Source organism: Agathobaculum faecis (assembly GCF_014287995.1).
GTDB lineage: Bacteria > Bacillota > Clostridia > Oscillospirales > Butyricicoccaceae > Agathobaculum > Agathobaculum ammoniilyticum.
Window position 1 is genome coordinate 270,942 of sequence record NZ_JACOPL010000002.1, and the last position, 10,845, is coordinate 281,786.

At 58.6% G+C, this 10,845-nt stretch carries 13 protein-coding genes; 8 read left to right on the top strand and 5 right to left on the bottom strand.

Annotated elements, in window-relative coordinates:
* The first annotated feature begins 11 nt into the window (after nt 1-11).
* The 3 genes from H8S45_RS03315 to H8S45_RS03325 all read left to right on the top strand — a co-directional run bounded on the left by H8S45_RS03315 (nt 12) and on the right by H8S45_RS03325 (nt 2,838).
* On the top strand, nt 12-362 hold the full coding sequence (locus H8S45_RS03315; protein WP_186949561.1) for a YbaB/EbfC family nucleoid-associated protein: 351 nt from the start codon (nt 12-14) through the stop codon (nt 360-362).
* Nucleotides 362-961 carry a recombination mediator RecR gene (gene recR, locus H8S45_RS03320; RefSeq protein WP_054327459.1) on the top strand — a complete coding sequence of 200 codons (600 nt, stop codon included), beginning with the start codon at nt 362-364 and terminating at the stop codon, nt 959-961. Before H8S45_RS03315 ends, recR begins: the two co-directional genes overlap by 1 nt.
* A 281-nt stretch (nt 962-1,242) precedes the next feature.
* Nucleotides 1,243-2,838: a peptide chain release factor 3 gene (locus H8S45_RS03325; protein WP_054327460.1), complete on the top strand. Its 1,596-nt coding sequence runs from the start codon at nt 1,243-1,245 to the stop codon at nt 2,836-2,838.
* 50 nt (nt 2,839-2,888) lie between these two features.
* Here the strand turns inward: H8S45_RS03325 and H8S45_RS03330 are convergent, their stop codons facing one another.
* Nucleotides 2,889-3,461, bottom strand: coding sequence for a hypothetical protein (locus H8S45_RS03330; RefSeq protein WP_147573814.1), 573 nt, complete (start codon nt 3,459-3,461; stop codon nt 2,889-2,891).
* 165 nt (nt 3,462-3,626) lie between these two features.
* Between H8S45_RS03330 and H8S45_RS03335 the strand changes: the two genes are divergently transcribed.
* The 5 genes from H8S45_RS03335 (at nt 3,627) to H8S45_RS03355 (ending at nt 7,158) form a co-directional block, all read left to right on the top strand.
* On the top strand, nt 3,627-4,013 hold the full coding sequence (locus H8S45_RS03335) for a GntR family transcriptional regulator (protein WP_054327462.1): 387 nt from the start codon (nt 3,627-3,629) through the stop codon (nt 4,011-4,013).
* On the top strand, nt 3,997-4,704 hold the full coding sequence (locus H8S45_RS03340) for an ABC transporter ATP-binding protein (RefSeq protein ID WP_054327463.1): 708 nt from the start codon (nt 3,997-3,999) through the stop codon (nt 4,702-4,704). Before H8S45_RS03335 ends, H8S45_RS03340 begins: the two co-directional genes overlap by 17 nt.
* Nucleotides 4,698-5,504 (top strand): hypothetical protein, encoded by an 807-nt coding sequence (locus H8S45_RS03345; RefSeq protein ID WP_054327464.1) that lies wholly within the window; start codon nt 4,698-4,700, stop codon nt 5,502-5,504. The genes H8S45_RS03340 and H8S45_RS03345 overlap by 7 nt, the downstream gene beginning before the upstream one ends.
* Before the next feature lie 152 nt (nt 5,505-5,656).
* Nucleotides 5,657-6,298 carry a putative ABC transporter permease gene (locus tag H8S45_RS03350; RefSeq protein WP_147573815.1) on the top strand — a complete coding sequence of 214 codons (642 nt, stop codon included), beginning with the start codon at nt 5,657-5,659 and terminating at the stop codon, nt 6,296-6,298.
* A 59-nt stretch (nt 6,299-6,357) separates the two neighbouring features.
* Nucleotides 6,358-7,158 carry a zinc ribbon domain-containing protein gene (locus H8S45_RS03355; protein ID WP_054327466.1) on the top strand — a complete coding sequence of 267 codons (801 nt, stop codon included), beginning with the start codon at nt 6,358-6,360 and terminating at the stop codon, nt 7,156-7,158.
* A 33-nt stretch (nt 7,159-7,191) separates the two neighbouring features.
* Here the strand turns inward: H8S45_RS03355 and H8S45_RS03360 are convergent, their stop codons facing one another.
* The 4 genes from H8S45_RS03360 to H8S45_RS03375 form a co-directional block, all read right to left on the bottom strand.
* Nucleotides 7,192-7,845: a YczE/YyaS/YitT family protein gene (locus H8S45_RS03360; RefSeq protein WP_107631539.1), complete on the bottom strand. Its 654-nt coding sequence runs from the start codon at nt 7,843-7,845 to the stop codon at nt 7,192-7,194.
* 1 nt (nt 7,846) lies between these two features.
* Nucleotides 7,847-8,884, bottom strand: a complete 1,038-nt coding sequence (locus tag H8S45_RS03365; protein WP_186949563.1) for a threonine aldolase family protein — start codon at nt 8,882-8,884, stop codon at nt 7,847-7,849.
* 47 nt (nt 8,885-8,931) lie between these two features.
* On the bottom strand, nt 8,932-9,702 hold the full coding sequence (locus tag H8S45_RS03370; RefSeq protein WP_186949565.1) for a GNAT family N-acetyltransferase: 771 nt from the start codon (nt 9,700-9,702) through the stop codon (nt 8,932-8,934).
* Nucleotides 9,703-9,771: 69 nt separating this feature from the next.
* A complete protein-coding gene (locus H8S45_RS03375; protein ID WP_054327470.1) occupies nt 9,772-10,482 on the bottom strand; it encodes a helix-turn-helix transcriptional regulator in 711 nt (236 codons plus the stop codon).
* Nucleotides 10,483-10,845 lie beyond the last annotated feature (363 nt).

Genomic DNA, 10,845 nt, shown 5'->3' on the forward strand with positions numbered 1-10,845 from the left:
GGACATAACAGATGGCAAAGGGTAAATTTGGCGGTTTTGGCGGCGGCATGAATATGCAGGCCATGATGAAGCAGGCGCAGAAAATGCAGGAAAACATGCTTAAGGCGCAAGCGGAAATCGCCCAGATGGAGACCATCGGCACGGCGGGCGGCGGCATGGTGACCGTGACCGTGACCGGCACGTCGGCGCTGAAAAGCATTGAGATCAAGCCCGACGTGGTTGATCCGGACGATATCGAAATGCTGCAGGACCTGGTGGTGGCGGCGGTGAACGAAGCGCTCAAGGCGGCAACCGAAAAATCCCAGAGCCAGATGTCCGCAGTGACGGGCGGCATGGGCGGTCTGGGCGGCGGCCTGTTCTGATGGACTTTTTCGCGCCGCCGGTCGAAAAGCTGATCGAGGAATTCGCGCGGCTCCCCGGCATTGGACAAAAGACCGCGCAGCGCCTGGCGTTCTATGTGCTCGACCTGCCCAAAGAGGATGCGGAGCGCTTCGCGGATGCGATACGGGATGCCAAGGCAAAAACGTTCACCTGCAAACGCTGCCAGAACCTGACGGACACCGAAACCTGCCCGATCTGCGCCGACCAGGCGCGAGACCAGAAGACCATCTGCGTGGTGACCGACCCGCGCGATGTGATCGCGTTTGAACGGACCAGGGAATATAAAGGGCTGTACCATGTGCTGCACGGCACGCTGTCGCCGATGAACCACATCGGGCCGGACGATATTCGCATTCGCGAACTGGTGCAGCGTGTGGCGGACGAGGAAACCGAGGAGGTCATCCTCGCCACCAATCCGGATACCGAGGGGGAAGCGACCGCAATGTACATTTCCCGCCTGCTGCAGCCGTTCGGTATCAAAATCACCCGCCTGGGCTACGGGATGCCGGTCGGCGGCCATCTGGAAATGGTGGACGAGGTTACGCTGCTCCGCGCGCTGGAGGGTAGGCGGGAGCTGTAACCCGCCGCCTGACGCGGCCGCTGTTCTACACTGTGTTCCTGCCTGCCCGCGTGAAAAGGGGTATAGGCGCGTCCTGTGATGCGCACAGCGCGAAAAAACAGGAACGGCCGGACTTTCGTCCGGCCGTTCCCGCAATAAAAGGTAGGATAGAGAGTAGAAAGCAAGAACATGTGGGGGGATCTTACGCTTTCCACATTTATACTATATCCGGCAATTGTGAAGATTCTGTGTACATTTCGCAAAAATTTATAAGTTTTGCATGATCGGGAGGAAATAAGCCTGTGGCAGACCTGAAGAAAGAAATCGAAAACCGGCGCACATTTGCGATCATATCGCACCCTGACGCTGGCAAAACCACCATAACCGAGAAATTTTTGCTCTACGGCGGCGCCATTCAGGAGGCCGGCATGGTCAAGGGCAAGAAAAACAGCCGCCACGCGGTTTCCGACTGGATGGAGATCGAAAAGCAGCGCGGTATTTCGGTCACCTCGTCGGTGCTACAGTTCCGGTACGAGGGCAAGTGCATCAACATCCTGGATACCCCGGGCCACCAGGACTTTTCCGAGGATACCTACCGCACGCTGATGGCGGCGGATTCGGCGGTCATGGTTATCGACGCGTCCAAAGGCGTGGAGGCGCAGACGCGCAAGCTGTTCAAGGTGTGCGCCATGCGCGGCGTGCCGATCTTCACGTTCATCAACAAGATGGACCGTGAGGCGCGCGACCCCTACGAGCTGCTTGAGGATATTGAAAACGAGCTGGGCATCGGCACCTACGCGGTCAACTGGCCAATCGGCTCGGGCAAGCGCTTCAAAGGCGTGTACGACCGCATGGACGACCAGGTCATCGCGTTCGAGGGTGCGGACTTCCGCCACGAGGTCAAGGCGCAGCGCCTGTCGATCGACGACCCGATCCTGGAGGGAATGCTGCCCGAGGACCAGTACCAGACCCTGATCGACGACGTGGAGCTGCTCTCCGGCGCGGGGGATGAATTCGACCTGAAAGCCGTGCATGAGGGAAAGCTGTCGCCGGTGTTCTTTGGCTCGGCGCTGACCAACTTCGGCGTGGAGCCTTTCCTCAAGAAGTTTTTGCAGATGACCCCGCCGCCGACTGCGCGCACTGCGGATATCGGCGTGATCGACCCATTTGAGGATCATTTTTCCGCGTTCGTGTTCAAGATTCAGGCGAACATGAACAAGGCGCACCGCGACCGCGTGGCATTCATGCGCATCTGCTCGGGCAAGTTTGAGCGCGGGCAGGAGGTGCTGCATGTGCGGACCGGCAAAAAGATGGCGCTCGCCGCGCCGCAGCAACTCATGGCGCAGGACCGTTCGATCGTGGACGAGGCCTATGCGGGCGATATCATCGGCATCTTTGACCCGGGCGTGTTCGCGATTGGGGACACGGTATGCGACCCCAAGCGCAAATGCGTCTTTTCCGGCATACCGACCTTTGCGCCCGAGCTGTTCGCAACGGTGCGGCAGAAGGATACCTTAAAGCGCAAGCAGTTCGTCAAGGGCGTGGAGCAGATTGCGCAGGAGGGTGCGATTCAAATATTCCGCGAGCCGGGCTCGGGCATGGAGGCGGTCATTGTGGGCGTGGTTGGCGTGCTACAGTTCGAGGTGCTCGAATACCGCTTGAAAAACGAGTATAACGTGGAGATCATCCGCGAGAACCTGCCCTATGAGCATGTGCGCTGGGTGGAGAACGACGAGGAGGATTTCGACATCAAGCGCCTACAGCTTACGAGCGACACCAAAATCGTCGAGGATCTCAAGGGCAACAGCCTGCTGCTTTTCACCTCGCCGTGGAATATCACCTATGCGCTCGACCATAACGAAGACCTCCGCCTGGCGGAGTTTTCGGAAAACGCATAAAAAACGCGCGTCGGAACAAAGCGTTCCGGCGCGCGTTTTTTGGTGTGCCACTACATATGAAGCGGATCGTCCTCGCGGTTTTTGACTGCCCGCAGGTATTGCCAGAGCAGAACAAGCGGTGCAAGCTGGCAGACGAGCTGCACGACCAGCGCGGCCGGGTTTTGATAAAACAGGGTTTGTATGAAAGAGGCGGCCACCGCGCCGATCAGCGGCGTGTAAAAGCACCAGCGGATGCGGCGGGCGGGGTAGGCGTAGCCGCAGGGGATGACACGCTCATCCAGCGCCCAGTACATATGATACTGGCTGATCAGGCTGAACAGCGAGCCGGTCACCATCAGCAGCACCATGAAATGCACCATCATATCCGACGTACCCATAAACGTGCAGGCCAGAGCCAGGATGGAGAGGACCAGCGAGATGAGTTGGCAGGAAAAGGCGCGGCCGAACCTTGCCGATTCCTCCGAAAGACGGTGCAGAATATACAGCACCACGCCGTATGCCGCAAGGTTAAGGATGCTGGCGGCCAGGCTAACTCCGTTTTCAGGAAAGAGGCTGCCGAGGCCCGTGACCGCGGATACCACAAGCGCGGCCCAGAGCAGACGCAGGCTGGGATAGATCTTCATAAAAATTACCCTCCAGTGTACCTGTAATTATAGCATATCACGCGGGATTTTTCAGCAATAATTTAGCGGTCGCGGGGCTGGATAAAAAATTTTTGAAAAAGGTATTGACAATTATGCATTACTGTACTATTATCATAGTACAAAGAAACAGAGAGGAGCGAGCCTATGCAATGGCAACTGCGGGGCGACCGCCCGATCTACCAGCAGCTCATGGAGCAGCTGACCGAGCAGATCGTAAGCGGGCAGCTCGGCGCGGGCGATAAGGTGCCGCCCGTGCGGGAGCTGGCGGCGGAGGCGGGCGTGAACCCGAACACAATGCAGCGCGCGCTGGCGGATTTGGAGCGCGAAGGGCTGATGTACACCAACCGCACCAGTGGACGATATGTTACGGAGGATAAAGAGATGATAGCAAAAATTCGGGAGCAGATCGCAAGCGACCGTATTTCAGAATTTTTAGCCGGCATGAGTCAGCTTGGCTTTACCGAGAAGGAGATCGTGGCGCTTTTGGAAAAGCGCAGGGGGGAGGAGAAGAAGAATGGAACAGAGGAATGATCTGGTTGTATGCGAAGGGCTGACCAAGATTTACGGCAGTATCAGGGCGCTTGACAGCCTGAGCCTAACGCTCGAGCGCGGCCGCTTTATTGGCCTGCTGGGGCCGAACGGATCGGGCAAAACGACAGCGATCAAGCTGCTTAACGGCCTGCTGCAGCCGACCAGCGGCACGGTGCTGATCGACGGGGAAAAGCCGGGCGTGCATACGCACAGCGTGGTCAGCTATCTGCCCGACCGTGCTTACCTGAACGACTGGATGCGCGTGTGCGACCTGTTTGACTTTTTCGCGGACTTCTATGCGGATTTTGACAAGATCAAGGCGAACGATATGCTGAAAACGCTGGATATCAGCCCGTTGGCGCGTCTCAAAACGCTGTCCAAGGGGACGAAAGAAAAGGTGCAGCTCATCCTGACCATGAGCCGCAAGGCCCAGCTCTTCCTGCTTGACGAGCCGATCGGCGGCGTGGATCCCGCGGCGCGCGACTACATCCTCAACACCATCCTGTCCAATTACAGCGAGGACGCCACCGTGCTGCTCTCCACCCACCTGATCGCGGATATTGAGCGCGTGCTGGACGAGGTCATCTTTTTGAAAAACGGCGTGATGACCCTGCACGAGAGCGTGGATACCATCCGCGAGGAGCATGGGAAATCGGTCGATATGCTGTTCAGGGAGGTGTTTGCATGCTGAAGCTGCTGAAATATGAGTGGAAGGCGTGCGCGCGCATCTGCCTTCCGATGTACGCGGCGGTGCTGCTGTTGGCCGTGGTCAACCGCCTGACCATGACTGACCAGGTGCAGAACCTGCTGTACGGCATCCCTACGGTGCTAATGGCAATGTTGTATTTCGCTGTGATGGTAGCGGTGTTCGTTGTAACCGCGGTTATCCTGATCCAACGGTTTTACAAAAACCTGCTGGGGGACGAGGGGTACCTGATGTTCACTCTGCCGGTGACGGTTTCTCAGCATATCTGGAGTAAGGTCATTGTTGCGACCGTTATGAGTATTATTGCTACAGTTGCGGCAGTGCTGAGCATAGGCATCATCGGTTCAGGTTCGGGCCTGCTTGTGGGGCTGGGCGATGTGCTGGCCGCCATATGGAAATCTTTTACGAGCGACCCTAATACGCTGTTCTATACTCTGGAGACGTTCGCTTGGCTGCTGCTCTGTGCGGTTGTCGGTATGCTGTTCATCTACCTGTGTATCGCGCTGGGACATCTGGCGAAAAAGCACCGCGTGCTGATGGCGGTGGTTTGGTACTTTGTATTGTCCACTGTGTTCCAGTTCCTTTTCATGTTCTTTATCATGGGTGTGGGTAACCTGCCCTTTGACAGCGTATGGATGGCACTGGCAAACTTCTTCCGCGGCATCGGGCCGACTGCGACCATCCATATTGGCATGATAACGCTGTGCGTTGCAACGGCGGTGCCGGGCGCGGCGTTCTTCCTGGCGGTCCGCCATATTCTGAAGAACCGGCTCAATCTGGAATAAACCACATCTGTTTTTCACCACGGGGGACGCGCGGCGCCGCGCGTCCCTTTTTGCACCCCAAAGACGGGAAAATTGCAAAGCCTTAAGAAGTTTGCGTATAAAATGAAAAGAAATTTCGGCTACAATGGAATTATGCAAAGGAGGCGGACGTCATGACGGGAAAAATACGGCAGTCCATCGGCCGGCAGTATGCGCCGGCTGAGCTGGCAGGGCTGTTCTTCGCTTTTTCCGCGGCGGGCTGGCTATGGGAGGTTGCGCTCCACCTCGTATTCAACGGTGAGCTGGTCAAGCGCGGCACGATGTTGGGGCCGTGGCTGCCGATCTACGGCGCGGGCGGCGTGTTGGCTGTTTTGCTGCTGCGCCGCTTCGCGGACAAACCGCTGCGGGTGTTTGCGTTGGGTGTCGCGCTCTGCACGGTGATCGAATACGTCACGGGCAGGTATCTGGATAGCCTGTACGGCCTGCGCTGGTGGGACTATTCCATGCTCCCGCTCAATATCGACGGATTGGTCAGCCCGCTGACCTCGCTGGTGTTCGGCGCAGGCTGCTGCGCTGCGGTATATTGGGCGGGTCCCAAGGCCGCGGGATGGATGCGGCGGTTGCCTAGGCCGCAGGCGCGGCAGTGCTGCGCGTTGCTGGCGGTGGTGTTCCTGCTGGACTTTGGATGGTCTGCGTTGCATCCCAATACCGGCGCGGGCGTCACCACCAGCCTGCCGTCCGCCCAGGCGGCGGAAGGGCTGACCGTGATCGATCCCGCCCAGGTTCATTTGCTTTTGTGCAGCATGGCAAAATAATCTTGCGCGTGCCCCCTCGCTCTGGTATGATAAAAGCAGGAGAGAGGGGAGGCGTTTTTATGAAATGCCAGCATTGTGGGATCAATTTTGACGACGGCGACCGAGAGTGTCCGATCTGCGGCGCCAGGGCGGGCAGCCGGGGGCGGCTGTCGGTGCGGCGCGGCGCGTCGTTCCGGCCGCACGGAAGCGCCGCGCCCAAAACAACGGAGCCGACCATCCTGAACGGCAAGGTGAAAAAGGACCGCGCGGCCCAGAAAAAGAAAGGGCGCGTCATCGCGCTGGTTTCCGCGGCGGTGGTGCTTTTGCAGTTGGTGCCGGCCGTATTCGGCCTGATCGGTGATTTTGTGGGTGATATCCGCTTCGGGGAGCCGTATGTGGAGCCGGAACCCCCGTATTCGGAGGCGGACGACTGGTATGAGGACGACGGGGGCGCGTACAACGTCATATCCCTTGCGGATCTGCTGGGTCTGCGGTCGGTCGTGGAGTTGCCGGACGGCAGTCTACTGGAGCTGTACGCGGAGGGTGACGAACACTATTCGCTGTATATCGAGGGGCGGTATTCGGAAAGCGGCGACGTATGGATCATGTACAATGCGCCGGACGACGAGCTGTATCCCGACATTGCGCAATACCCGCCGGAGGAATACGACAGCTTTACCATCTGCCTGACGTACGATTCGCTGGAGTGGGAGGAGCCGGCGGTGGATATTTCCTACCATCAGGAGATGGGCGATATGTGGCTGCTGGCGCATATTAGCCGCGATGGGAGCGAGATCGTGCTGGACGACTGGTTCGGCGACGCCGCGTTCCTGTTCGGCGAGGAGCAGTTCCTGCCGGTCAAAGCGGTGGAGACTGCATGAAGAGTGAAAAAAGGAAGCCCTACGGCTTCCTTTTTATTTTTTTTGCTGCCGGATGAATCGGAGGGTCTCCGCGATGTTTTCCTGATGCAGCTCCGCGGCGCGGAAGCCGAGCAGGTGGAAATTCAGGTTGAACAGCGAGCCAAGGCCGAGCGCGGAAATGACCGTGCCGATGCCCACCTGTCCGCCGAGGAAATAACCAGTCAGGATGACGAGGATCTCGACGGATATGCGGCACAGGCCGACCGAGCGGCCGGTCCGGCGCGCCAGCGCGACCATCAGGGCATCGCGCGGGCCGGCGCCGAGCGCGCTTTTCATGTACATCCAGGTGCCGAGCACCAGCAGCTCCAGGCCGGCGAGCAGCATCAGGACGCCGGAGAGCGTGCCGGACATCTGCGGGACCCAGCCGAGCCACAGCAGCGCGTCGATAAACACGGCGCACAAAACAATATTGATGACCGTGCCGAACCCGAAGCTCTCGCCGAACAGGATGGCAACGCCGATTGCGGCCGCGCCCACGATGACCGAAGCTGTGCCGTAGGTGATGCCAAAGCTCTGCGCCATGCCCTGCTGCAGCACGCTCCATGGCTCGAGACCGATGTTTGCCTGCAGCATCATCACGATGCCGATTGCGCTGACCAGCATGCCGAGCGCAAGCCAGAGCAGGCGGCGGACGTAATTCCGGATCATATCATCCCTCCGCGGCAAAAGCGCGTATGGCTTCGGCGGCGGTCTGGCAGGCGGCGCGCGTAATGTCATGGTGGCAGACCATACGGTATTCGCCGTCCATGCAGCCGGTCACCTTGATGCCGCGGCCGAGCATCCAGGCAGGATACCGCGAGGCCTTTTCCGCGTCCCAGTCCGTGGTGAAAAAGACCATATCGATCTGGGTGCGCTCAGCGAACACATGGACGCCGTCCACCGCGCTCAGCAATTCGCCCAGATATTTGGCGTTTTCGTGGTCCTCTGACAGGCGTCCGGTCATATCGCGCAGGGCGACCATGCCGGCCGCCGCAAGGAAACCGACCTGGCGCAGGCCGCCGCCCAGGATGCGGCGGGCGCGGCGGGCGCGCCAGATCACATCCTTTGGGCCGGCGAGTATCGAGCCGACTGGTGCGCACAGGCCCTTGGACAGACAGCACATGACGGTATCGCAGTACTGCGTCAGCTCCCGAACGTCCGCGATGCCGAGCGCGGCCGCTGCGTTGAACAGGCGTGCGCCGTCCAGATGGACGGGGACGCCCTGCGTATGCGCGATCTCGAACACGGCGCGCATGTTGTCGAGCGGTAGCACCGAGCCGGTGGAATGGGCGTTTTCCATGACGACCAGGCCGGCGGGTGCGACCTGCACATCGCTGTCATCCGTCAGGCAGGCGCGCACGGATGCAGGGTCCATCACACCGTTCACGCTTTCTGGAAAACGGAGGGAGACTCCGGCGAGCTGGCCGTAAGAGCCGGCCTCATGCGCGGCGATATGCGCGGTCGGTGCGATTACGACGCAGTCGCCGCGGCGGGTGTGCGCGAGCAGCGCGCAGGTGTTGCCCTGCATGCCGGAAGTGACGAACAGAGCCGCCTCCTTGCCGAGCCGCTGGGCGGCATAGGCTTCCAGCTCCTTTACGGTCGGGTCATCCTCGAAGACATCGTCGCCCACAACCGCGCGGCACATCGCATCCCGCATGGCCTGGGTGGGCTGTGTGACCGTATCGCTGCGCAAATCAATAAACTGCATAAAATCAAGACCTTTCTCAAAAGAATTATCAGGTGCGCTGTGTCGGGTTAAGGGTAAAGCTCGCCCCACCGTCCGCACGGCGCGAAGCCGATCTCGCAATACAGCTCCGCGACCTGGTCGTAGCCGGCGATCAGGCGCGGCGTTTTGCCTTTCTGCTGAATGCGCTGCACCAGAAAACGGCTAATGCGGCCGCCCAGCCCCTTGTGGCGGTGTTCGGGTACCACGGCGATCGCGCCCAGCACGCCGCATTCGTCGTCCTCGGATATGATGCAGCCCGTGCCGACCGCCTCTCCGTCAAGCTCAAGCTGGTAAAGCTCGGCCAGGCCGCAGGTGATCCTGCGCTGCAGGTCCGCCGACCAGGTATCAAACGACAGATGGGTCTGGTAGTATTCGTGGCTGCGCTGCAGGATATTGAACACGGTATGGAAATCCCCGCGGACAAAACCCTCCGTGCTTTGCTCCAGCGGAAGGCCGCGGTACACCATATAATAGGAGCTTTCGGTCGCGCCGCCGAGCAGCTTTTGCAGCGCCGCGCACTGGGGCCAGTTCGTATCGATTTCCCGCACGTTTTCCCGTTTTGCCAGCTCGGCGATGGGAAGCGGGTCGGCGCGCTCGTCGGACGAGATGCTGAGCACGCCGTTGGCTAAGTACAGGGCGGCCGCGGGCTCCCGCCCCTTCCGGCACAGGAAAAACCGTGCGTTTGCGTCGCCTAACCCGTAGGCGCGGAGCGCGGTCAGCGCTCGGGAACCGAACACATGCTCATAGGAGCAGGCAAGGGTAAAATCAGGCACGTCGGCCGCGGTCAATTGGATCAGCATAATAAGAGAAACCTCCGTTCAAATAGTGAAAAAATGAGCGCCCCGCGCTCATTTTTTCACTTGCTTTTTTTACTCTTCCACTTCTTGCGTGGGATCCTCTTTTTTGATCTGCGACAGGTAACGGTAAACGCTTGCCTGCGAGCAGTGCAGGGCGTCGGCAACATCCTTGACCGCGCCCTTGAGCAGGAAAATGCCGCCCGCTTCCAGCGCACCAATGATCTGCACGCGCTCGTCGGGCGTCAGCCGGTCAGCCGTTACGCCGAGGCGGAGCAGCTCGCGACCGACAGCGTCGCCCGCCACGGCGCCGATCGAGTTGTGGAAGCTTTCTGTGGTGGGGGGGATGCTGCGCACGGCGTTCGCCGGCGTTTCCTCGGTCTGGAAGTTGGTTTCGATAAAATTGTCGGGATGGCAGAGTCGCAGAATATCCTCGCTGACGGACTGGTAGCGGCTGTCGTCAAAGTTGATGCAGAGCATCCCGATCAGCTTGCCGTGCTGCTTGATAAACAGCGTGGAGGAGCGCAGTGTTTTGCCGGCGGCGGAAACGCCTGGATAATGCAGCCGGTAATCCTGCGTTTCATAGCTTCTGTCCATCAGGATCTTGAGCGCAACATTGGTCAGCGGTGCGCCGATCTCCCGACCGCTCACATGGTTGTTGGCAATCGCGATGATCGAACGGTTTTTGTCGGTCAGGTCATGCAGTGCAACCTCATAGTCAGGGCCGAGAGCTTGCCCAAGAAACTCGGTCAGTTTGATGTAATGCTGCAATAAGGGATTCGCCATACGCTCACCTCGTTTCTGATAATGAAAGACAGGAATGCAGTGTTATTATTTTTATTATACCGTATTTTCACGCGGATTGTCAAAGAAGATCTAAAGAAATAATCACAATAAAAATAAAAATTTATTATAAATGTTTGCCAATGATTATGTAAAATAGAAACAAATAAGTAGGAAGGAATGTATACAAATATACAAAATAGACAAAAACACCTTGACAAATAATTCTCCTCATAATAAAATAATATCAGAAAAAACGAAGGAGGAGGGTGAAAGATGAAAAAGGAGATAAATACGGAACGGGCGCCGGCGGCGATCGGGCCGTATGCACAGGCGGTAGCGGTGGATGGGCTGGTGATCACATCG